The organism is Brevibacterium sp. XM4083, assembly GCF_006489205.2.
Taxonomy (GTDB): Bacteria; Actinomycetota; Actinomycetes; order Actinomycetales; family Brevibacteriaceae; genus Brevibacterium.
In genome coordinates this window covers 1,126,585-1,148,443 of the sequence record NZ_VFYR02000001.1, presented here as the reverse complement: position 1 = coordinate 1,148,443, position 21,859 = coordinate 1,126,585, and the positions used below count along the sequence as shown (strand labels likewise).

Below are 21,859 nucleotides of genomic sequence, written 5' to 3'. Positions count from 1 at the left end.
CTGGGATTCCTGAAAGGAACCGAACATGTCTGATTCTACCAGCACCATCGTCCCAGAGAGGCTCGCGAGGCTGGACGAGATCGGTCTAGCACCGGGCTCGCATAGTGACTTCGAGGACGGACACTGCGCGATGGAGGTCGTGTCGTGGCTCGCCGGTGAGGGATTCACGGATGCCCCTGAGTGCGCGTCACTGGCTCTGCGGGTCTTCACGATCAGTCTCAACGACGCCTGGGGTGATGAGCAGCGGCAGGAGCTCAAGCCGTTCTTGCCCCGCATGGTCGGCACCGGGAGTGATGGGAAGGACACGGTCCGCTCGTTCATGGCTCTCGATTGGATGATCCGCACGTACACGCCGGCGTGGTTGGATATCGGTGGGTTTACCGCCGAGGCGCAAGAGCTACGGAGCCTGCGCCGGATCGTCGACATGGCGGCAGCTGAGGCTGCGGGTCCGGTGGTCCGCAAAGCCAACGAAGCACCGTCTGCCGCGTGGTCTGCCGCGTGGTCTGCCGCGTGGTCTGCCGCTGAGTCTGCCGCTGAGTCTGCCGCGTGGTCTGCCGCGTGGTCTGCCGCTGAGTCTGCCGCTCGGTCTGCCGCTCGGTCTGCCGCTGAGTCTGCCGCTGAGTCTGCCGCTGAGTCTGCCGCGTGGTCTGCCGCTCGGTCTGCCGCTCGGTCTGCCGCTCGGTCTGCCGCTGAGTCTGCCGCTGAGTCTGCCGCGTGGTCTGCCGCTCGGTCTGCCGCTGACGAGGTGCTCGCACCGACCGTGGTGGAGTTGCGTTCCTCGGCGATCAAGCTCCTCGATCGGATGATTACCGCCGAGGTGTCGGCATGAACCGCGACGTCTACGCCCGCCGGCGGTTCTTCATACTCTGGCTGCCCCTCATCGCGGTCGGTGCTCTCACGTACCTCGTCGCCTCAGCGGCGACTCTGACGACGAACGGCCTGAACGTTGCCGGCTTCGCCCTCATGGCCGCCGGCGTGCTCGCCGCGGCGTGGGATGCGGGTGAGAAGCGATGACCGCGGTGCGTGGCCCCCATGAGGAGGCCGTCGACGCGGTGAACGCGTCGACGCACGTGCACGGCCGGGATCAGCGCCGCATCGACACCGCGGTGCGCACGGTCGCTCGCCGAGAGGCCGGCTTCGTTGACCCGAACATGGTGCGCGCTGAGCTCACGAACGAGCACGGGCTGGTCGTCAACCCGCGTGTCCTCTCAGCCCGGTACCGGAAGCTGCTCCACCACAGCATCATCGCACCCGCGGGCACGACGACGAACCTCGACGTCGCCGGCGGCAACCACGGCAAACCGATGCGCCTCTACGAAGTCATCGACGAGGCGTGGCTGAACGTGGAGGACGGTGACGGGCAGTGAGCGTCTTCACCATCCGCGTGCAACGCGTCACGGTCCTGCCGGCAGGTCGGAAGCAGCCCCTCACGATTCCGTTCGCGAAGCGCGTGTGGGAGATCTGCGAGGTCGACCCGGTGACGGGTGCCGCCGAGTACTACGGGTTCACGCTGACTCAGGAGGCTGCGATGCGGGTTGTCTCTGACGTCCTCCGTGCTCGACTCCGCCGGGCCACGCTCAAGGGGTTCGTGGACCTCATCAACGGGGGTTCGACCGCGTGGAGAGCCAGGATCGTCCACCGCGCGCCTGATGCTCCTCGCCATCGCATCTCCCGCCACGACCCGGACACCGGGGAACTCGTGGAGGTGCCATGCTGAACGCCTACTACGACGACCAGAACATCACCCTCTACCACGGCGATGCGCTCGCCTCACTGCGACAGCTTGGTGATGGGGTCGCGGACTGTATCGTGACGTCACCACCGTACTTTGGTCTCCGCGACTACGAAGCTGATGGTCAGATCGGTCTTGAGCCCACCCCTGTCGAGTACGTGGACCGGCTCGCGGCCGTGTTCGCCGAAGCGCACCGGGTGCTCGCCGACGACGGCACCATGTGGCTCAACCTCGGCGACTCGTATTCGACGCGGCCGCGCGGGAACGATGCGGGGTGGGACAAGTCCCGCCTAAACAACCCCGGACGCGTGCAGAAGGCACAGTCAGCTGCGCTGCGGCCTCGCCAGTTCGACCGGCCACCGAAGAGCCTCCTCGGGGTCCCCTGGCGCGTGGTGTTCGCCCTCCAAGACCAGGGATGGATTCTCCGCAACGAGATCATCTGGGCGAAACCCAACTCTCTACCCGAGTCCGTGAAGGACCGGCTCGCGACCAGGCATGAACGTCTGTTCCTGCTGGTGAAGTCAGAACGGTATTGGTTCGACCTCGACCCCATTCGAGAACCCCACGCACCCGCGACCCTTCGCCGAACAGCCCCTCACCGAGCCGACCCCGGACGGGCCGCCCGTGAAGGCCGAGGTGTCCCCGGCGGCGTCGACTACCAAACCTTCAAACTCACCCAGGCCATGCACACCAAAGGCCGCAACCCCGGCACCGTGTGGACCATACCCACTCAACCCTTCGCCGACGCCCATTTCGCGACCTTCCCTATCGAACTGCCGCGCCGATGCATCCTCGCCGGCTGCCGCCCCGGTGGAACAGTGCTCGACCCCTTCTCGGGTACCGGCACCACCGGCGCAGCAGCGCTCGCCAACGACCGCAAGTACATCGGGATCGACATCAGCGAGACATACCTCGACCTCTCGATCAAGGCACGGTTCCCACAGCCGGCCCTGCCCTTCGGGGAGGTGTCATGAAGAACGTGCCCGGTCAGATCGATCTCCTCGAGGTCCTCAGCGCGCACGGCGACACGAAAGACCGCACCGCGGTCCGCCTCGCCAGTGGGGAACAGGACCGCGCGAAGGTGAAGCTGCCCGAAGAGATCTCTGCCTGGTATCGGGACCACACGGATGACTGGTGGTACGGCGAAGAGGAGTGCATCGGGTGCGGTCAGGTCGAACCCCGCAAGGGCCTCTACGTGGGCCACGGCGTCCAGTTCGACGAGACCGGCACCCAACTCCTCCCTGCCGGTCCCGGCATGGCGGAGAACGGTGTGTGCATCCTCATGTCGTTCGTCGCGATGCACGCCAACATCGCCCAGGCGGTCGCCGACGACGACCCCCGCTACGAGGGCTGGCGCCGCCGCTGCCACCTCCACGACACCCCGACGAACAAGAAGAAGTGCCCGAAGTCCCACTTCACCGCTGACGCCGAGCTCAGGGCACGCCTCGCCACGAAGGTATGGGGGTCGGCCGCGTGGAAGGAACTGGCCTGGTCATGAGCTACCTCCGCATCACCAAAATCCACCCCGACGGCGACGAGAAGGTCACCGTCTCCGAGCTGCCTGGCGTCTCGGCCGCCGAGGCGTTCGCGAACGGTGTGAACTGCCTCCACATCACCAGCCCGCCCGACCTGGTCGACCACACGACCCGCACGATCCGCCTCAACCCCACCAACGTCGTTCCCTGCACCCGCTACTACGAGTACGCCGACAACTACGAGGACTTCCCGGTATGAGCGGCCAGAAGAACTACACACCCGGGCGCGCTCGCCGCCGATGCCGGCATTGCGCGGCCACGGAGATGACGTGCCAGACGCTAGGCCGCGACACGGGCCGCCCGTGCTGCCCCGACTGCCACCACGACACCGAGGAGGACAACTGATGGTGCTGATGAAGAACTGCTCGCACAAGATGTGCGACCACCCCGTGTTCGCGTGCCGCCACTGCGGTGCCACCGTCATCCAGTGCAAGACCACCCAGCATCTGAAGCAGGGCTGGTGCTGCGACGGATGCGATCACACGAAACCGAAACGAATCGAGGAGTGACCATGCCCAACGCTGATGACGCGAAAGAGCACCTCGCTGTAGTCGAGGACTTCATGGAGGGTAAGCAGGCCCGTGAGGCCCGCCGTATCACCCGTGACCTCTCTGCCCGCCTCAACCCCATCGACCTCACTCAGGCGCTCGCTGCGGCGTTGCCGCATGTGCCGAAGGACGCGGAGTCGGGCAAGCACATGGTCGGTGTCGTGTTCACTGCCGAGCATGTGCTGGTCGTGGCGACGTCGGGGCTGACGATGATCGTGTGCAAGGTCGCGGCGATCGACGGCGCCCGGGTCACCGGTGATGTGCTCGCTGATTCGATCATCCTCACCCCCACCATGGCCTCCCAGCTGATGGGGTTCGCGGGTCTCACTCCGAAGGAGTCGTGGGACCCGGAGGTGGAGGTCACTGTCACGGGCACGGGCCCGGAGAAGATCCGCATCCGCGCCACCGACCGCACGGGCCTGTTCGAGGGCAAGTCGATCACCCTGCCCGCCGCCGAACCCGCCCAGGAGCTCGCCCGGGCGGTGCACGTCCTCGAGTCCATGGCCGCACAGAACCCGCGCAGCACCCGCACCACTGACGTGCCGGCGGACCGGTTGAAGGTGTTCCTCGATTCGGCGAAGAAGTACGGCGGGGAGATCGAGATCGAAGAGATCACCGCCGCACTGTGGCGGGTCTCCTGCGGGAAGTACTTCTACGGCCTGGCAACGAACCCGGTCGCCCCGACCGACGAGAAGGAGAAGATGCTCACCGCCGACACCCGCCGGCAGACCCGCCTCCAATGGTCCGACGACCTCACCGGGGTGGGTCAGGAACTCGTGAAGGGATTCCGCTGATGCGCCACCTCATCGACCGCATGCTCATCCTCCCCGCCCACGTGTGGGTGTGGATCATCACCAGGAGAAACCGCAAATGACACTCCAACTCGCCGCCACCCTGGCACTCATCATCGTCCTCCTGATCCTCATCTGGCAGCTGACGCGCGCGATCAAAACCAACCGTGAGACCACGGCAGCTGCCCGCGAGGGCCAGGAACTCATGAAGGCCGCCGAGGAACACCGGCAAGCCGAACAGGAGAAGGAACGACAACTCGCCGCGCTCTTCGGTGCCCTCACCGGAATGACACCAGTCGAACCGATCAAGATCACCGACATCAAACACAAGGACGAGGTGTGCTGGCACTCCACCGACGGACGCCGCCACGAACACTACTTCGCCGGCTACGACGGCGACCCCGGCCCATCCACCGACGGCATCCACGCCCGACCCCTCATCACGAAGCGACCCTGACCATGGTCACGTCAACGATGTGGCGGATGCGAGACACCGACAACCGCGACGACGACGGCGGCCCCTACGAGATCGTCAACTACCCCACAGAGATCGCCGAGTACGTCGACGGACCAGTCCGCAGCGACCTCACCTTCCACGCCGACTCGGCCGAACTCAACCGCCTCGTCACCGCATGCACGAACTCCGACCTCACCACAGCTCAGAATCTCGGCCCACAATTCTCGATCTACATCGACCTCTTCACCGACGAAGAACCGATCACCACGGGAGACGCACCATGACCATCCACCAACTCGCCCCCAAGCTCTACAACTGGGCATCCATCCTCGAACCCCACACACGCGACCAGGCGCTCACCACCGCGGCGATGCCGTTCGTCCACCCGCACCTCGCGCTCATGCCCGACGCGCACCTCGGGAAGGGCGCCACCGTCGGTTCCGTCATCCCGACCCTCGGCGCGATCATGCCCGCCGCGGTCGGAGTCGACATCGGGTGCGGCATGATCGCCGTCCGCACCCAGTGGACCGGTGTCGACCTGTACGAGGTTGGCGGTGTCCCCGGCGTCAGGAAGCTGCGTGAGGACATCGAGTCCCGCATCCCGCTCTCCGCCGGCAACCACAACACCGAAGTGTCCCCCGGCGGCTGGGACCGAATCAACGAACTCGAAACCATGTGGGACAACACCTGCACATCCCACGGTGTCGAGCTGCCCTCGGCGTACTCGACCCACTGGCGGCTCCAACTCGGCACCCTCGGCTCAGGCAACCACTTCATCGAGATCACCCTCGACGAAGACTCCCGAGTGTGGGCGTTCCTCCACTCAGGGTCCCGCGGCATCGGCAACCAGATCGCCCGCCACCACATCAAGGTCGCCACCGAGCTGATGAAGAAATGGTGGATCGACCTCCCCGACCCCGCCCTCGCCTACCTCGTCGAAGGCACACCCGAATTCGACCACTACATCGCCGAACTCAACTGGGCACAGCACTTCGCACTCCTCAACCGCGAAGAAATGATGGATCGCGTCCTCGACGCCCTCGCCCTGCACATGGGCACCGAGGTGGTGGAAGAGCAGCGCATCAACTGCCACCACAACTTCACGCAGAAGGAACACCACTTCGGCCGCAACCTCTGGATCTCCCGCAAGGGTGCGATCAGCGCGCGGGAGGGCCAGCTCGGGCTCATCCCCGGTTCCATGGGTACCGCGTCCTACGTCGTCGAGGGCCTCGGCAGCAAGATGAGCTTCAACTCATCCCCACACGGCGCCGGCCGCAACTTCTCCCGCTCGAAGGCCCGCAAGACCTTCACCCACGAGCAGTTGCGTGAGGCGATGAAGGGCATCGAATACCGCGACACCGACGCGTTCATCGACGAGATCCCCCAGGCCTACAAGGACATCGACCAGGTCATGGCTGACGCCGCCGACCTCGTCAAGATCAGGCACACGTTCCACCAGGTCATCAACGTCAAAGGAGACTGATCATGTCTGAGATGAACTTGCCGAGCATCGTGTGGTCCGGAGACGCGCACAACTGCCTTGAGCAAACAAGCGACGGAGGCGGGGTGTTCCCGGACGGGTACCAGCTCACGTCCAGAGGTGTCGCGGTCGTCGCCAAGTGGCTGACGGAGAACGCATCCGCCGACTTCGAGGACTGCGATGCCTGCACCGTGGTCAACGAAGGAGGCCACGACGGCTACTGCCCCGTACACCTCGGCGCCGCAGCTGGCATCGACGACATGTGCGACAAGCTCAAAGCCCTCGGCGACGACCCCGAGCTCTTCGCGCTCATCCCGGTCCCCACAGAACAAGGTGACCCACGATGACCCGATACGCCGAGAACACCTCAGTCACCTCCGAGGCATCCCGCAGCGAGATCGAACGCACCATCAGCCGCTACGGCGCCACCTCATTCGCCTACGGATGGGAAAACGACCGCGCCGTCATCGGCTTCAGAATCGACGACCGCCAAGTCCGCTTCGTCCTCCCCATGCCAAACCGCAACGACCGCGAATTCACCCACACGCCCACCCGAGGCACACCCCGCACACCCTCAGCCGCAGCCACCGAATACGACAAAGCCGTCCGCCAACGCTGGCGCGCGCTCGCCCTCGTCGTCAAGGCGAAGCTCGAAGCGGTGGAGGCGGGGATCGTGACGTTCGATGAGGAGTTCCTCGCCCACATCGTTCTCCCGGGCGGTCAGACGGTGCACGACACGGTGATGCCGCAGGTAGCTCGCGCTCTCGAAACCGGCGTCGCGCCGGGAATGCTGCAGATCGGAGCGGAACCGTGATGCTCCCCGGCCACGAGCACTGCGAGCAGGTGCAGATCGAGGAGAAGCGACTGTGCCAGATCGAACCCGACGTGACTGTCATCTGCCGCCACGAGCACAAGGAACCCGTGTACGCCACCGACGGACTCGACGAGATCGCTGTCGCCTGGCACTGCAACTGCTGCGGAAACACCTGGCCAGACCGCAACTACATCGAGAAGGGAACCCGACCATGAACGAAATCGAACCCGACACAGCGCTCGCCGGTGAGGTGATGGACCCAATCGTCGCACTCCGGAAACTCAGGACGAGCAGATTCAACTCCGGCCTCTATCCAGACGAAGAGATCGCCGGCCTCATCAACGTCTTCTCGAAGTACGAAGGCGGCTACGAATGGGAGTCGTTCGGCGCGTGGCGCGACGACCACAGGTACTACTGGTTCTCGGACTCAGGATGCTCCTGCTACGGCCCGGGCGAAGAAATCGCAACGCTCGCCGACATGGAGAACGGCGACGCCGCCGCACTCGTTCGCGCCTACAGGACATGGGCGGCCGACGCGTACTTTCTCTCGGACAATGACAAGGTCGAGGCCGATGCACAGATCCGAGTAGCGATCCGGGAGGCACGTCGTGGGTGACCGATACGAGCCGAGGGTGAGGCAGCTGAATGTCACGCGCGCTGCACCAACGGTTGAACAGACGATCACCCGAAGCTTCGGGCCAAACCTCGGCGACAGCTACGACACGACTGTCACGCGAACTGGCAATTCAGTCCGCATCTACCAGACGGGAGCGTCGAAGCTCGATTGGTCGATGAACCTCGCCGAGGCCAGAGCCCTCCGCGACGTGCTCAGTAACATCGTCGACTGGTTTGACAACTGATGAACCCGGACTGTCGAGACGGTAAGCACCGCGCCTGCGACGGCAGCGGATGGGACCACGAGCGCGACGAGCCCGCTCCGTGCCCGTGCGAATGCCACAACCACTGAACCCCACCTACGAGAGGAGACGACCCGGATGCCATGGCTGCGCAATGGTGACACGTCCGCCAACCACCCCGTCGTCCTCGCAGTCCTCGAAGACCAGCGATGCGACGACCGCCTCCTCAACGAGGCGTTCGGCTTCGTCCTCCGTTGCGCACTCCAATCCACTGCCCACCTCACCGACTACATCATCAGCCACGGCACCGCCGTCCAAATGGCCGGGCAGGCACGCTCCCACGAGCTCATCAGCGTCGCGATCACCGCGGGTTACCTCACCGAGGTGACTGACGGGGATGGGCGACGTGCGTACAAGCTCATCGAGGACGACACCTTCATCCACATGCGAACGAGAGAGGAGATCGAATGGGAACGGCAACGCAAGCTCGACAACGCGAACCCCGGCCTCACGATCCCCGTGCGCCTCCGTGACGGCGACGCGTGCCGTTACTGCGGCCTGGTCGTGAACTTCCACGGCGACCGGCGCGGGCAGAAGGCAGGAACGTATGACCATCTCACGAAGCAGGTGCAGTCACCAGACGACATGGTGGTCGCCTGCAACCGATGCAATTCAGCCCTGCTCGACGCACCGCGGGCTCATCGCGAGAAGCAGATGATGCCCCCGCCGAAGCGCCCGTACTTCAAACCGAAGACCCTCGAGTGGTTGCGCGCTCACGAGTACGTGATCGCTCACAACATCGTCCTCCCCGACGCTGCCGAACCCGACACGAAGGCCGGGCAGGTACCGCCCGGCCGCGACGCCGGCACCGTAGCCACGAGGGCACCTGAAGAGAACCCTGCATCCCGGTCCGAGGGACTATCCGACACCCAGTCGGAGTCAGACCCCGCGGGAGACGTTCACCGGTCCGAGGGACCGCACGGCGACCAGTCGTGTGATGACCCCGCGGTGGACACAGTCTGGTCCGAGGGACTATCCGACACCCAGTCGGAGCGAGACCCCGCAGACACCGGCTCTGGTCCGATGGGACCGCCCGACACCAACCAGTCGGAGTGTGACCCCGCAGAGCCACCCAGCAGGTTCCAGCAGATCCCAGCAGGTCGCCGGCATCCAGGATCTGGATATGCCGGGTCGGGTCGGGACGGGACGGTGACGGGCTCGGTTAGGGCCGGGCCTGGCCGGGCTGGGACGGGACGGTCGGCGCCACCTCCTGCCCTCGTGAACCCTGGTCCTTCGAAGAAGCGTGGGAGGCGAAGACGGTGAAGCTCGATGACTACCGTGCCCTGCGGGCGAAGGGCATGACGGAGAGACAGCTGCAGGATCAGATCGTGGAGCTCGCGAAGCGGATGGGCTGGTTGGTGTATCACACCTACGACAGTCGCCGCTCTGAGCCGGGGTTTCCGGATCTGGTGCTGGTGCACCCGAAGCAGATGCGCCAGCTGTGGCGTGAGCTGAAGTCGGAGACGGGAGAGACGACCTCGGCGCAGAAGGTGTGGCTCTCTGCGCTACTCCTGGTCGGCGATGACGTGGATATTTGGCGGCCCCGCGATTGGGTGAGTGGTCGGATCGAGAGGGAATTGAGGGGACAGTGACGATGTGGGATGCGCGAGAGGTGCGCTCGGCGAGCCTGCCTGATCTGATCCGGTTGTGTGGGCCGTTGGCTGCACAGCTGAGGGTGTCGGTGCTCAGGCAGGATGCGGTGGCCCCGGCCAGTGGTGGGCGGTCATCAGACGTCACCCCGATCCTGTATCGGGTGGGTGCGGCTGATGTGCTCGATGAAATCACCTCGGTGTTGCGTGCGATCCTCGGCGTGTGGGTGCTTGAGCAGGAGCGGCCCACGTTCCGGATGCTCGGTGTGCCCGAGCTCGTGGCCAGCCTGGACCCGCTCAGGGATTGGGTGGTCAAGCACGAGCAGGCTGAGGCGTGGCATGAGCGTCTGCTCGAGCAGTGTCTCGCTGGTCTGAGTCAGATCGACATTCCACCTGAGCGTGTGTTCGTAGGCCAGTGTCCAACAGCTGGGTGTGGTGCTGAGCTGTGGCCCACCATCGGTGAGGACGTGACTGTGTGCCCGAGGTGCAAGGCGCAGGTGGATGTGCGTGCTCGTCGTCGTGAGGGACTGCGCCGCATCGAGGCATACGAAGCACCGTTGCCTCGCATCGTTGACACGCTGAGGGCAGCAGGTGAGAAGATCACCTACGATCAAGCGAGGCAGTGGGCAACGAGGCGAGACGTTCGTGGTCGTGTGCTGTTGCGTCCGATCGGTCAGGATCAGCGTGGTTCGCGTCTGTATCGTCTTGGTGATGTGCGATCGGTGTTGCTTCGCACGACACGCCGCAACACGCACAGGTCCCGAGGTGCTTGACATCTGTCACGTACCATTCTCGTAGAGTCACCAGAGGTGGCGATGAAGGTCTGACAGGTTCATCCGGTCAGGCCTTCCGTCATGTTCGGAGGCAGTCGATGAAGAAGCTCTGCTCGGTCAAGGGATGCCCGACCCTCTTCGACGGCCCCAAGTCCCGGTGCCCAGCCCATGAGCGTACCGCCGACCGTACTCGTGGCACGTCCCGTCAACGTGGGTACGACCGCGAGCACGAGAACCGATTCCGCCGAACCGTCCTTCAACGCGATCCGATCTGCGTCGTGTGCGGCCGCCGACCTTCCCGCGACGCCGACCACTTCCCGAGGTCACGTCGCGAACTCGTCGCCGCCGGCCTCGACCCGAACGATCCCCGCTATGGTCGCGGCTTGTGCGGACCGTGCCACTCGGCGTCGACCGCCCGCCGGCAGCCCGGAGGCTGGGCGGCAGGGTGACTTGCCTCCAACGCACCCCAGGGGGAGGCAACCGAACCTGTTCTCAACCCGTACCGACGGGGAGGACTCAGATAACCAAAACGGGTTCAAAGTTTTCCGAATTCCCAGGTCAGAAACCATGTCCGCCCGACCGGCGATGACCGGTCTGACCCTCTGGGTCAGTTGCTCCGCGAGCGATTCGCGGGGCACTTCTCATGTCGGCGCGATGCCGAAGAACGGAGTACACCCATGGTCAGTGGAGGCCCCCGCAGCCGATCCGGACCACCGGTCGACCCGAAGTCAGGGCGATCCGACCGCCGCGGCCTGACGTTCAAGCAGCTCCCCGCCGAGGGCTACCTTGGCCCGGTTCCGGAGTTCCCTCTACCGAAGATGATTCGACACCGTGTGGTCGTCGTCGACAAGACGCGCACCGTCGAGGTCGACAGCACGGCCACAGTCTCCCTGCGCCGGCGGGAGATGAAGATCTGGCGCGACGTCTGGGCCCTCCCCCAGGGTCGCGCGTGGTCGGCGCCGCGGTACCGGTGGCTGTGGTCCTCGATCGGCGAGTACTGCCGGCTCAAGGCGCTCGTCGAGAAGGAGCCCGACGCGAACGCCACCCTGGTCGCCCAGTTGCACCGCTACAGGGACCAGGTCGGTCTCACCCAGGCCGGTATGCGCGAGCTCGGATGGGACATCGCCGACGACGAAGTCGCTGACAAACGCGCCGAGGTTGCGACGAAGGAGCCCGACGTGCCGACGCCGTCGGCGCGCGACAGGCTGAAGGCCGCCGGTGGACGCTCGTGACGAGCAGCCGGCATCTCTGACTCTCGATTTCGACACCCGGCACACACTCGGATTCCTCGCCACCGACTGGATTGAGGCTCACTGCCGGGTCCCTGGCGGCGTGTACGAGGGTGAGGCGCTGACGTTCAACGGGTGGCAGCTCTACTGCACGGTCAACCACTACCGGATCAGGCCGGACGCGGTCGTCGATCGCCGTCGACTCCTCGCCCCGTTCCACTACCGCCGCTCAATCGTCGTCGGCCCCCAAAAGTGCGGGAAGTCACCGTGGGGCGCCGGCCTCCTCCTGCTCGAGGCCGTCGGCCCTTCGCTCTTCGACGGGTGGGCGCTCGCCGGCGACATCTACCGCTGTGAGGATCACGGCTGTGGGTGCGGCTGGGAGTACGTCTATGAGCCCGGTGAGGCGAAGGGACGGTCGCGCAGCAAGTCCCTCATCGGACTCGTCGCGTTCGCGGAGTCCCAAACGAACAACGTCTATGAGCCCCTGCAGTCGATGATCCTCTCCGGACCCCTGCAGGAGTTCGTGCACGTGCGCGAGGGCTTCATCCGGCTCCCGAACCGCGGGAAGATCGTGCCCCTGTCCTCAGCGGCGAAGTCGAAGCTCGGCCAGCCGCTCACCGGGGCGCTCGGCGACGAGTCGGGCCTCTACACCGAGACGAACAAGATGCTCGACACGTGGAACACGATCTCGCGTGGTGTCGCCGGCATGCAGGGCCGCACGATCGAACTGACGAACCCGTGGGACCCGATGGAGAACTCCGCCGCGCAACGCGGGTTCCAGTCCCGGCAGAAGGACATCTTCCGCTACCACCGCAAACCACCGGTCGACCTCGACTACAAGAAGAAGCGCGACCGGGCGAAGATCCACAAATTCGTGTACTTCGACTCCCCCTGGGTCGACACCACCTCGGCGATCGACCCGCTCGCCGAGGAGCTCGTCGAGACCGACCCGACCCAGGCGGAACGCTTCTACGGCAACCGGCTCGTCCAGGGCCTCGGCTCGTACATGCTCGAAGCACTCTGGGACCGCACTCAAGCCCAAGTCACCGTGCCAGACGGCACCATGGTCACCCTCGGCTTCGACGGCTCCCGATCCGGGGACTGGACCGCGCTGCGCGCCGAGACCATCAACGGCCACCGCTTCACCCCCACCTACGGCCCCGACGACCGCCCCACCTACTGGAACCCCGACGAGTGGGAAGGTCGCATCCCCCGCTCGGAGGTCAACGCGGCCGTCGACGAGCTCATGGCCCGCTATCGCGTCAACCGCTTCTACGTCGACCCCCGCCACTGGGAGACCCAGGCCGACACCTGGGCCGCCAACCACGGCGAGGACGTCGTCGTCATGTGGCCGACGAACCAAACCAACCGCATGTACGACGCCCTGGTCCGATTCCTCGAAGACACCACCGAGGAACTGACCACCCACGACGACTGCGAACAGACCAAAACCCACGCGCTCGCCGCCCGCAAGGTCGCCAAGCCCGGGGACAAGTACATCCTCGGCAAACCGTCCGAACACCAGAAGATCGACCTCCTCATGGCCGACGTCCTCACCCACGAGGCCGCGGCAGACTCCCGTGCCGAAGGCTGGGACGAAGTCGACAACCGCATGTGGGTCTACCGATGACAGAAAGGGGTGAGCGTGGCTCTCTCAAACGACGAGCAGACCCTGTTCTCGGAACTGCGGAACCGGCACGAGAAGACTCGCCCCGTCCTGGCTCGACTGGACCGCTACTACGAGGGCATGCAGCGCCTCGAGCACATCGGCCTCGCCGTACCCCCTGAACTGCGCCGTTTCGAGACGATCGTCAACCTGCCGCGGATCGCCGTCGACGAACCCGAACGCCGCCTCGACGTGAAGTCCCTCATCCTCCCCGGCCACGAGCTCGCCGACGCCGGCCTGCGCGAGGGCTGGGAGTACAACGACATGGACGCCCAGGCCCCGCAGGCCCACCGTGAAGCGATGATCTTCGGCCGCTCGTTCATCACCGTCGGATCGAACGAAGACGACCGCGATCAGCCGTTCATCACCGTCGAGTCCCCGCGCTACATGAACGCGCTCATCGACAACCGCACCCGCCGCATGAGGGCCGCCCTCCGCCAGTACATCGACCCCGAACGCCGGCAGGACTCCGCGACCCTCTACCTCCCCGACGCCACGATCTGGCTCGAACGGGAGAACAGCGGGGCGTGGAAGGAAGTCTCCCGCGACGAGCACACCCTCGGCCGCGTCCCAGTCATCATGCTCCTCAACCGGCAGCGCCTCGGCTCGTGGGACGGCACGAGCGAGATCCACGACATCATCCCGATGACCGACGCCGTCGCACGCACGCTCACGAACCTGCAGATCGCCGCCGAGACCCACTCGGTGCCCCAGAAGTACGTCCTCGGCATGACAAAGGGCGACTTCGTCGACAAGAACGGCGACCCCATCCCCGTCTGGGAGTCCTACTTCTCCGGCATCTGGGCTCACGCGAACAAGGACGCGAAGGTCGGCAGCTTCACCCCGTCGTCGCTGAAGAACTTCCACGACACCGTCAACCACTACATGGCGCTCGCCGCGGCGATCACCGGCCTGCCGACTCGGTACATGGGCCAGCAGTCGGTCAATCCGGCCGCCGAGGGTGCGATCCGCGCCGATGAGGCGCGGCTGGTGAAGAACTGCGAACGCAAGCAGGTGTCCTTCGGTGCCGGTTGGGGGTGGACCATGGCTCTTCGCGAGCGGTTCCGCACCGGTCAGTGGCCTGTCAACGGTCGCATCCGGGTCGAATGGCACGACGCCGGCACCCCGACGATCTCTCAGCGCTCTGACGCGATCCAGAAGCTCGCCGGCGGCACCCCGATTCTCTCCCGCGAGGGCGCGTGGGACGAGATGGGCTGGTCTGAGGCACGCAAGGCGAAGGAGCGCGAGTACTTCGCCCAGCAGGACGCCGACCCGTACCTGAACCGCGAGCGGGAGAAGGAGCAGGAGCAGGATGTCTCTGCCCTCGTCGGCGCTGACGTACCAGCGGCAGATCGGGGCTGAGAAGCTCGAAGCTCTCGACGCGGTCACCCGTCAGTGGTCGCGCATGGGCAACGACTTCGATGCCGGCTGGTCGCGGGTCGGTCCGCAGATCACGAGGATCGTCACCACCGCGCAACTGCGCATGGCCCGCGCGGCCGCCGACTACCTGCCGTCTGAGCTCGGCGAAGTCGGGCTCGACCCTCGGTTGTCCGGCCAGATCGTGCCGAGCGCGTTCGCCGGCGTCAACGGTGAGAACGGGCTCCTCCTCGCCGAGGCGTTGAGTTTCTCCGTCGTCCGCGCGAAGATGAGCGTCGCCGAGGGCGCGCAGCCGGGGTTGGCGCTCGAGCGGGGCGGCCAGTGGCTCACCCTCGCCGCCGGCACCGCGATGGCTGATGCCGGCCGGTCCGCCGAGGCGGCGGGTATTGCTGCCTCGACGGCGACAGGGTTCGTGCGGATGCTCAACCCGCCGTCGTGCTCGCGGTGCGTCATCCTTGCCGGCAAGTGGTACCGGTGGAACGCCGGGTTTGACCGGCACCCGGGCTGTGACTGCCGTGGCGTGCCCGCCTCGGAGGGCATGGCCGGTGACATGGCCACCGATCCCTACGCCTACTTCGACTCGCTGTCGCCTGAGATGCGGGCAAAGACCTTCGGTGCCGCCGAGGCGCGCGCGATCGAAGAGGGCGCGGACATCTTCCAGGTCGTCAATGCCCGCCGCGGCATGACGACCAGCGGCAGGTTCACCCGGGAGGGCACGTCCCGTCGAGGCTCGTTCCGGTCCATGTCAGCTGCAGGGCGGGCTGGTGACCGGCGACTGTCGGTGCAGGAGATCATTCGTCGCTCCGGTGGTGACCGTGGCGCCGCCAGGCAGCTGTTGCGCCGGTACGGCTACATCACCGAGCAGGGGCAGAACCCGCACGGTGTGATCCGCATGGGTGGTGGCGCGTCGTCGGGCGGTATTCGCCGCGTGGCGACGGGCTCGGGCGGCTCACGTCCCCCGTCTCGCTCCCCCGGTTCGTCGGCGCCGGTGGTGTCGGGGGCTGGGGGCGGTGCGAAGCCGCCACGGACGCCTCGCGCCGCGGCGTCGGCGCCGGACCCCGGCGACGACATGCGTGATCCGAATGTGCGAGCGTACTGGGCTCGGCGGCAGGAGCAGATCGGCGTCGACACGCGTGGTGAACGGCTTGAGCCGCACGAGGTGCGGTTCCTCGAGCGGTTCACGGTGGACAACCGAGTGCGTTGGATTCCAAGGGACCGATCGACCCTCAAACCGACCTCCGACTTCGAGTGGCTCAACGCCGGCGGCATCAAGGTCGAGTTGAAGTCGACGCAGCCGAAATACCAGTCGGTGAAGAACCACATTCAACGGTCGGTGGTCAAGGCTCAGGCGGCCGGCGTGGTGAAGGAGAACTTCATCATCGACCTCGGTGACCGACAACTGTCCGAGAAACTCGTGAAGCAGCTCGCCCTCTACAACCTGCGCACTCCGTCAGCGCGGATACGCAGGCTCTGGGTGATGTCGCGAGGTGAGCTCGTGGAAGTCGATCTCACCGGAACGTGAAGACCGAGGTCAGAACCCGCGTGTTCTGACGGCTCATTATTTCAGAGCTGACGCAGGAGACCTCGGTCACCCCGTATTTTACCACCCTCGCCCGTGCGATGCAGGCGAGGCAGCTACTGCGCGATGCAGTCAACCAAGGAGGCTCTCATGCTTCGCACCACTCCCGGTATCACTCTCAACCCGTTCTCTCCGAACCACCCTCACCTGCGGTTCTTCGCAACCCCGGCGGCCGCGACGTCCGCCGGCGGTGACCCTGGCGACCAGGGTAACGGCGAAGGCCAGCAGTCGAACCCGCCGTCGAACTCCGGCCAGCAGTCGAACCCGCCGTCGAACTCCGGCCAGGGCGACGACCTCGGCGAGGGCGGTCTCAAGGCACTGCAGTCCGAGCGTGATGCTCGCAAGCACGCCGAGAAGGAGAACGCGGATCTCAAGGCGAAGATCCAGGCGTTCGAGGACGCGAACAAGTCTCAGGCCGAGAAGGACGCTGAGGAGCGGGAGAAGCTGCAGAAGGCCAACACCGAGAACGCGTCCCTCGTCCTCAAGTACCAGGTCGCCGAGGCCAAGGGCCTGTCCCTCTCAGCGGCACAGCGTCTGAAGGGTTCGACGAAGGAAGAGCTCGAGGCCGATGCCGACGAGCTCAAGACGATCCTCGGACAGGCAACCCCGCCTCCGCCCCCGACACCGCAACCGGACCGCTCCCAAGGCAGCGGTTCGGACAAGCCCAAGCCCAAGAACCTGGCTGATGCTGTCACCCAGCATTACGCCTGACCCAGTGAAAGGACAGCGCAATGCCTGTCACGCTCGTTGAAGCGAAGAACAACACCCAGGAAGACTACGATCCGGCAGTCATCGACGAGTTCCGCAAGGAATCCTCGATCCTCGACTCCCTGGTCTTCGACGACGCGGTCAACCCGGCCGGTGGTGGGGCGACCCTCACCTACGGGTACCGTCGACTCAAGACTCAGGCGAATGCCGCCACTCGTGCGCTCAACACCGAGTACACGCCCGGCAACGTCGAGACCTCCCACCACTCCACGGAGCTCGCCGTGCTCGGTGGGTCGTTCGAGGTTGACCGTGTCATCGCCGCGCTCGGCCCCGCCGCCTCGGCCGCCGTCGCGCTGAACATGGGACAGAAGATCAAGGCCGCGGTGACGAAGTTCCAGGATCTCGTCATCAACGGCGACACCGCCACCGACGCCGCAGGATTCGACGGGCTCGACAAGGCTCTCGTCGGCTCCTCGACCGAGATCAACGGCAACGCGGACTGGACCGACTTCGACACCAACCCGCGCGCCGAACACAAGGCACTCGACCTCATCGACGAGTTCCTCATGTCTCTCGACGGCACCCCGACGGTCATCCTCGGCAACAAGCGCGCCATGGCACGTCTCCGTGCAGCCGCGCGCCGCGCCGGCGAGTACGTCAAGAACCCGGTCGAGGACCTCGTGGGTCAGGATGGGCGCCCCATCGTCCGCGAGACCTACGGCGGCATCCTCTTCGCCGACCCGGGCGCGAAGCCGGGAACCAACGACCCGATCATCCCGATCGCGGCCGACGGAACCACCGACATCTACGCCTACCGCGTGGGTCTCGACGGGTTCCACGGTGTCACCACGGTCGGCTCTCAGATGGTGCGCACGTGGCTGCCGGACTTCACCACCTCCGGTGCCGTGAAGAAGGGTGAGGTCGAACTCGGTCCGGCCGCGGTCGCGCTCAAGTCCACCAAGGCCGCCGCGGTCCTCCGCGGCATCAAGGTCAAGGCAGCGTGATCCGCATGAAGCGCGTGACCACCCCCGTCAAGGGGTACACGGGAATCGTCGCTGGTGTGGCCTTCACTGACGGTGAAGGCCACACCGACGACGCCGCGGCGCTCGCCTACTTCTCCCGCCACGGCTACCGCGTGGCCGACGAAGAGGAGACGCCGGCCAGCGACGATGAGTCGACAGGCAACGGTGACGATTCGACCGGCGCCGGAGAGTCCACAGCCGGCGGCACCCCCGCCGGCGATTCCGGGCCCGACCCTGAGGACGATCCCGACACCGTTGGTGACGAGGACTCCGACGAAGAGCACCCCGGCGCCGCAGTGAAGCCCGGCGGCAACGGTTCGGCGCAGGCATGGCGCGACTACGCACTCGCCACCGGACACACCGAGGACGAGCTCGAGGGTCTCAACCGCAATGAGATCCGTGAGCTCGTCGAGAACTGAGTGAAGGGACTGGATGGTATGGCTTTCGCGAATCTCCAAGACGTGCAGACCCGCCTCGGCCGCCGCATCGACGATGCGGTCGAGATCGAGCAGGTCAACGCGTGGATCGCGGACGTGGAAGCCACCATCCAGTCCCGCATCCCCGACCTCGCGGTGCGAGTCACCACCGACCCGGTGTACTCGGCGCTGGTCACGAAGATCGTCGCCCAGGTCGTCGGCCGCAAGGTCAAGAACCCTGACGGCAAGCAGAACGAACGCATCGACGACTACTCCTACGGCCTCGGCTCCGAGGCGGCCCGCGCCGACCTCAAGCCGACCGCTGATGAGTGGGAGGAGCTCGGCCCGGGCACCGAGGGGTCTGAGGCGTTCTCGATCATGATGCAGCCCCGCCCGGGGTTCGCGGAAGTGTGGCCGGACCGGTGGCCATGAGCGCGCTCCGTGCCGGTCGTGCCCTCGCCGAACGGATGATGGTCGACCACGTCATCATCCGCCGCATCACCGGCGAGCGAACCGACCGGATCACGGGCAAGGTCACCCCGCTCACCGAGGCCGTGTACGCCGGGAAGTGCAAGCTGCAGTCCTACGAGGGCTACGAGCAGTCCCGCGACACCGCCGGCGTCCAGTACACGGTGCAGCGCCTCTCGATCCACCTGCCCGTCGGTGCGTACCGGATCAACGTTGGCGACGTCGCCGAGATCGTCACCTCCACCATCGACCCACTCCTGGTTGGCCGCCAACTGCGTCTGGTCTCCGAGGCCCCGTTCAAGACGTTCGCCACCGCATACAGGGTGTTCGTCGACTACATCGCGGACTGAGGAGGACCCAGTGCCCATCGACACCTCGGAGACTCAGAAGCTCATCGACGCTCTCGACCGGTTCGAGACCGCAGTCCGCGTCGAGGGTGAAGCGATCGTCACCAAGGGCGCGGTCGAGGCCCGGAAGAACCTGCAGGCCGACGCCCAGAAGTCCCCCCACTTCAAGCAGATCGCCCGCTCGATCAGCTTCGACAAGCGCCGCACCGCGACCAGCGTCGAGATCGAGCTCGGCCCCGACAAGGACCGCGATGACGCCGGCAAGCTCGCCAACATCGGCTACTTCGGCGGGGCGAACGGTGGCGGCGGCACCCTCGACTTCGACGGCCCAGTCGAACGCGAACTCGACGTCATCGACGACTACCTCCAACGCCTCGGAGGCCTGCTGTGAGCCTCCTCGCCCTCACCGACGCGATCGAAGCACTCTTCCCCGAGGACACCCACTTCGAGGCCGTGAAGCCGAACGAGAAAGGCCAGTACCTCGACACCCTTTTCCCCTGGACCGTCGCCCGCGTTCAGATCCCCAACACCCGTTCACGATCACTCGCCCGCACCCGACTCGGACAACGAGTCCGCGTCAAGGTCACCGTCGCCGGCATCACCTACACCTCGGTGCGCACCATCGTCGCCAACCTCGACCCGCACATCCAGGGCGCTCGCCCCATCGCGGAGGGGTGGTCGACATCGCCGTTGGATCTCGTCAACGCCAGGGAGATCGCCGAGGACGACTCGATGACCCTGACGACGGCGAATCGGCATCCCGTGTTCACGGTGCTCGAGTACGAGCTCACCGCTACCCAGCACTGACCGCCCCCGACCCTGTAAGGCCCCGCACCGACCCGGTTCGGGGCCTTCGTCATACCCGAAAGGTCCGCCTCATGCCCTACTTCGTCCGCGTCAAGGACACCTCAACGAAGCATCAGTTCGATGTGCGGGAAGACGATCCCCGCATCGGTTCCGCGTTCGAGCTGCTCAACGACGACCGCTACCCGCGCGCCCGCGCCCCGCGGCCGCCGAAACATCACGTCCCCGCGAAGCGGTCCAGCTCCGCTGACCGGGACTCGTCCGGCGACAGCCAGGAGTCGGACGGTCAGGCCAAGGCATCCGCCGACGCCACTGAATCCCCTGAGTCGAAGCCGGCTCGGGCCAACTCAAGAAAGTGAGGCCAGTCATGGCTGAAATTCCATCGACGCCGGCGGACGGCAACTTCAAGGTCGTCTACGTCCCGGCGATCGCCGACACCACCGCTCCGAAACTTTCCGAGCTCAACGCGGATGGTGCCCTCGACATCAGTTGCTACCTGACCGGTGACGGGTGGAACCCGACGAAGGAACAGGCGACGATCGCTGATCCGCGCCTGTGCTCCCGGCAGGAGTTCGGTCGCCCGGGCCGGAAGACTCCGGGCCTGTCGATCACCGTCATCGACAACACCAACTCGGACAACGCGACGGACGCGAACGAGGCCGTCGAGACGATCACGGAGCGCTCGCAGGGTTACTTCGTCGAGCGCATCGGCGTCCCCTACGAGGAGCCGTTCGCGGCCGGTCAGAAGGTCTCGATCTACCCGGCGACTGCCGGGGAGAAGCAGCTCCTCGCACCCGAGGCGAACTCTGTCACCCGGTCCACGATCCCGCAGTTCATCTTCGCTGACGTCCGCACCGACGTCGCGATCGCGGCCTGACCGTCCCTACCACCTGTCCCCGCGCGGCACTCCCGTCCGCGCGGGGACAGGTCTCCATTCATCACTCACGGGAGGAACGGGAGAACACATCATGTCGAAGCTTGGAATCACTCGTCCCACCGCCGTTGTCGACCTCGTCACGAACCTCGACCTGCTCGCCGACCATCAGGCCGCGCGGGAGGAACTCGACCGCCTCAACCGGCTCACCACCGCCGCCGAGCGGTTGAACAACCCGTACTCCGCGGACATGCGCAAGGTCGCGAAGAAGATCGCTGACCTCGAAGCCCAGATGGACGAGTCGACGGTGTGCGTGAAGCTCAAGGCCCTCAAACGCTCCGAGTATGCCGAGCTCGTCGCGGCCCACCCGGCACGCGAGGACAACGACGTCGACGGCCACTTCGGGTTCAATACGGACACGTTCGCTGACGCTGCCATGCCGCGCTCGATTGTCGCGGCGTGGAAGAAGGGCACGAACAAGAAGGTCGACTTCACCGGTGACGACTGGGCGGAGGTGTCCGAGGAGTTCACCGACGCCCAGTACTCCGACTTCACCTCAGCACTCATCGGCATCAACCGGCAGGCCACCGCGGTCCCTTTCTCACAGACCGCCTCCGCCGTGAACCGCAGCTGAGACGCGAGGTCGAGGCGGCTGAACGCCTCGGCATCAGCATCAAACGGTTCAACGGTTGGGAGCCGACCATCACCTACGTCTACGACGACGATGGTCGGC

At 65.8% G+C, this 21,859-nt stretch carries 34 protein-coding genes; all 34 read left to right on the top strand.

The window, feature by feature from the left end:
* The first annotated feature begins 25 nt into the window (after window positions 1–25).
* On the top strand, window positions 26–829 hold the full coding sequence (locus tag FJ887_RS05080) for a hypothetical protein (RefSeq protein ID WP_181365597.1): 804 nt from the start codon (window positions 26–28) through the stop codon (window positions 827–829).
* A complete protein-coding gene (locus FJ887_RS05075) occupies window positions 826–1,014 on the top strand; it encodes a hypothetical protein (RefSeq protein WP_140954668.1) in 189 nt (62 codons plus the stop codon). Before FJ887_RS05080 ends, FJ887_RS05075 begins: the two co-directional genes overlap by 4 nt.
* Window positions 1,011–1,367, top strand: a complete 357-nt coding sequence (locus tag FJ887_RS05070) for a hypothetical protein (RefSeq protein ID WP_140954669.1) — start codon at window positions 1,011–1,013, stop codon at window positions 1,365–1,367. Before FJ887_RS05075 ends, FJ887_RS05070 begins: the two co-directional genes overlap by 4 nt.
* A complete protein-coding gene (locus FJ887_RS05065) occupies window positions 1,364–1,717 on the top strand; it encodes a hypothetical protein (protein WP_140954670.1) in 354 nt (117 codons plus the stop codon). Before FJ887_RS05070 ends, FJ887_RS05065 begins: the two co-directional genes overlap by 4 nt.
* Window positions 1,711–2,706, top strand: coding sequence for a DNA-methyltransferase (locus FJ887_RS05060; RefSeq protein WP_140954672.1), 996 nt, complete (start codon window positions 1,711–1,713; stop codon window positions 2,704–2,706). Before FJ887_RS05065 ends, FJ887_RS05060 begins: the two co-directional genes overlap by 7 nt.
* The gene (locus tag FJ887_RS05055) at window positions 2,703–3,230 is read left to right on the top strand and encodes a hypothetical protein (RefSeq protein WP_140954674.1); all 528 of its coding nucleotides are present in this window, start codon (window positions 2,703–2,705) and stop codon (window positions 3,228–3,230) included. Before FJ887_RS05060 ends, FJ887_RS05055 begins: the two co-directional genes overlap by 4 nt.
* The gene (locus tag FJ887_RS05050) at window positions 3,227–3,466 is read left to right on the top strand and encodes a hypothetical protein (protein WP_140954676.1); all 240 of its coding nucleotides are present in this window, start codon (window positions 3,227–3,229) and stop codon (window positions 3,464–3,466) included. Before FJ887_RS05055 ends, FJ887_RS05050 begins: the two co-directional genes overlap by 4 nt.
* Window positions 3,467–3,611: 145 nt before the next feature.
* The gene (locus tag FJ887_RS05045) at window positions 3,612–3,776 is read left to right on the top strand and encodes a hypothetical protein (RefSeq protein WP_181365598.1); all 165 of its coding nucleotides are present in this window, start codon (window positions 3,612–3,614) and stop codon (window positions 3,774–3,776) included.
* Between the two features lie 2 nt (window positions 3,777–3,778).
* A complete protein-coding gene (locus FJ887_RS05040) occupies window positions 3,779–4,609 on the top strand; it encodes a hypothetical protein (RefSeq protein ID WP_140954678.1) in 831 nt (276 codons plus the stop codon).
* A gap of 76 nt (window positions 4,610–4,685) precedes the next feature.
* Window positions 4,686–5,063 (top strand): hypothetical protein, encoded by a 378-nt coding sequence (locus FJ887_RS05035; protein WP_140954680.1) that lies wholly within the window; start codon window positions 4,686–4,688, stop codon window positions 5,061–5,063.
* 2 nt (window positions 5,064–5,065) lie between these two features.
* Entirely contained in the window at window positions 5,066–5,347 is a 282-nt protein-coding gene (locus FJ887_RS05030) for a hypothetical protein (RefSeq protein ID WP_140954682.1), read from the top strand.
* Between the two features lie 2 nt (window positions 5,348–5,349).
* Window positions 5,350–6,546 carry an RtcB family protein gene (locus tag FJ887_RS05025; protein ID WP_140954920.1) on the top strand — a complete coding sequence of 399 codons (1,197 nt, stop codon included), beginning with the start codon at window positions 5,350–5,352 and terminating at the stop codon, window positions 6,544–6,546.
* Between the two features lie 2 nt (window positions 6,547–6,548).
* Entirely contained in the window at window positions 6,549–6,890 is a 342-nt protein-coding gene (locus FJ887_RS05020; RefSeq protein WP_140954684.1) for a hypothetical protein, read from the top strand.
* Window positions 6,887–7,357 (top strand): hypothetical protein, encoded by a 471-nt coding sequence (locus tag FJ887_RS05015; protein WP_140954686.1) that lies wholly within the window; start codon window positions 6,887–6,889, stop codon window positions 7,355–7,357. Before FJ887_RS05020 ends, FJ887_RS05015 begins: the two co-directional genes overlap by 4 nt.
* Entirely contained in the window at window positions 7,354–7,572 is a 219-nt protein-coding gene (locus tag FJ887_RS05010; protein WP_140954688.1) for a hypothetical protein, read from the top strand. Before FJ887_RS05015 ends, FJ887_RS05010 begins: the two co-directional genes overlap by 4 nt.
* Window positions 7,569–7,973 carry a DUF7574 domain-containing protein gene (locus FJ887_RS05005; RefSeq protein ID WP_140954690.1) on the top strand — a complete coding sequence of 135 codons (405 nt, stop codon included), beginning with the start codon at window positions 7,569–7,571 and terminating at the stop codon, window positions 7,971–7,973. Before FJ887_RS05010 ends, FJ887_RS05005 begins: the two co-directional genes overlap by 4 nt.
* A 16-nt stretch (window positions 7,974–7,989) precedes the next feature.
* Entirely contained in the window at window positions 7,990–8,217 is a 228-nt protein-coding gene (locus FJ887_RS05000; protein ID WP_140954692.1) for a hypothetical protein, read from the top strand.
* Window positions 8,218–8,352: 135 nt separating this feature from the next.
* On the top strand, window positions 8,353–9,537 hold the full coding sequence (locus FJ887_RS04995) for a hypothetical protein (RefSeq protein WP_140954694.1): 1,185 nt from the start codon (window positions 8,353–8,355) through the stop codon (window positions 9,535–9,537).
* The gene (locus FJ887_RS04990) at window positions 9,534–9,866 is read left to right on the top strand and encodes a VRR-NUC domain-containing protein (RefSeq protein WP_250786156.1); all 333 of its coding nucleotides are present in this window, start codon (window positions 9,534–9,536) and stop codon (window positions 9,864–9,866) included. The genes FJ887_RS04995 and FJ887_RS04990 overlap by 4 nt, the downstream gene beginning before the upstream one ends.
* Window positions 9,863–10,636 (top strand): hypothetical protein, encoded by a 774-nt coding sequence (locus tag FJ887_RS04985; protein ID WP_140954695.1) that lies wholly within the window; start codon window positions 9,863–9,865, stop codon window positions 10,634–10,636. Before FJ887_RS04990 ends, FJ887_RS04985 begins: the two co-directional genes overlap by 4 nt.
* Window positions 10,637–11,454: 818 nt before the next feature.
* A complete protein-coding gene (locus FJ887_RS04980; RefSeq protein WP_140954699.1) occupies window positions 11,455–11,868 on the top strand; it encodes a hypothetical protein in 414 nt (137 codons plus the stop codon).
* A gap of 100 nt (window positions 11,869–11,968) precedes the next feature.
* On the top strand, window positions 11,969–13,495 hold the full coding sequence (locus tag FJ887_RS04975) for a terminase large subunit domain-containing protein (protein ID WP_250786155.1): 1,527 nt from the start codon (window positions 11,969–11,971) through the stop codon (window positions 13,493–13,495).
* A 15-nt stretch (window positions 13,496–13,510) separates the two neighbouring features.
* Complete coding sequence (locus tag FJ887_RS04970; RefSeq protein ID WP_219993814.1) at window positions 13,511–14,893, top strand: phage portal protein; 1,383 nt, start codon at window positions 13,511–13,513, stop codon at window positions 14,891–14,893.
* Between the two features lie 43 nt (window positions 14,894–14,936).
* On the top strand, window positions 14,937–16,430 hold the full coding sequence (locus FJ887_RS04965; RefSeq protein WP_140954702.1) for a hypothetical protein: 1,494 nt from the start codon (window positions 14,937–14,939) through the stop codon (window positions 16,428–16,430).
* 147 nt (window positions 16,431–16,577) lie between these two features.
* Window positions 16,578–17,198: a hypothetical protein gene (locus FJ887_RS04960; protein ID WP_140954703.1), complete on the top strand. Its 621-nt coding sequence runs from the start codon at window positions 16,578–16,580 to the stop codon at window positions 17,196–17,198.
* 20 nt (window positions 17,199–17,218) lie between these two features.
* A complete protein-coding gene (locus tag FJ887_RS04955; protein ID WP_140954704.1) occupies window positions 17,219–18,199 on the top strand; it encodes a major capsid protein in 981 nt (326 codons plus the stop codon).
* Between the two features lie 5 nt (window positions 18,200–18,204).
* On the top strand, window positions 18,205–18,636 hold the full coding sequence (locus FJ887_RS04950) for a hypothetical protein (protein ID WP_140954705.1): 432 nt from the start codon (window positions 18,205–18,207) through the stop codon (window positions 18,634–18,636).
* 18 nt (window positions 18,637–18,654) lie between these two features.
* Window positions 18,655–19,065, top strand: coding sequence for a Gp19/Gp15/Gp42 family protein (locus tag FJ887_RS04945; protein ID WP_140954706.1), 411 nt, complete (start codon window positions 18,655–18,657; stop codon window positions 19,063–19,065).
* Window positions 19,062–19,451, top strand: coding sequence for a DUF6093 family protein (locus tag FJ887_RS04940; protein WP_140954707.1), 390 nt, complete (start codon window positions 19,062–19,064; stop codon window positions 19,449–19,451). The genes FJ887_RS04945 and FJ887_RS04940 overlap by 4 nt, the downstream gene beginning before the upstream one ends.
* A 10-nt stretch (window positions 19,452–19,461) precedes the next feature.
* Complete coding sequence (locus FJ887_RS04935; protein ID WP_140954708.1) at window positions 19,462–19,839, top strand: HK97 gp10 family phage protein; 378 nt, start codon at window positions 19,462–19,464, stop codon at window positions 19,837–19,839.
* Window positions 19,836–20,255: a hypothetical protein gene (locus FJ887_RS04930; protein WP_140954709.1), complete on the top strand. Its 420-nt coding sequence runs from the start codon at window positions 19,836–19,838 to the stop codon at window positions 20,253–20,255. The genes FJ887_RS04935 and FJ887_RS04930 overlap by 4 nt, the downstream gene beginning before the upstream one ends.
* Before the next feature lie 71 nt (window positions 20,256–20,326).
* Window positions 20,327–20,611 (top strand): hypothetical protein, encoded by a 285-nt coding sequence (locus tag FJ887_RS04925; protein ID WP_140954710.1) that lies wholly within the window; start codon window positions 20,327–20,329, stop codon window positions 20,609–20,611.
* Window positions 20,612–20,619: 8 nt separating this feature from the next.
* Entirely contained in the window at window positions 20,620–21,129 is a 510-nt protein-coding gene (locus FJ887_RS04920; protein ID WP_140954711.1) for a phage tail tube protein, read from the top strand.
* Between the two features lie 91 nt (window positions 21,130–21,220).
* Complete coding sequence (locus FJ887_RS04915) at window positions 21,221–21,760, top strand: hypothetical protein (protein ID WP_140954712.1); 540 nt, start codon at window positions 21,221–21,223, stop codon at window positions 21,758–21,760.
* Window positions 21,761–21,859 lie beyond the last annotated feature (99 nt).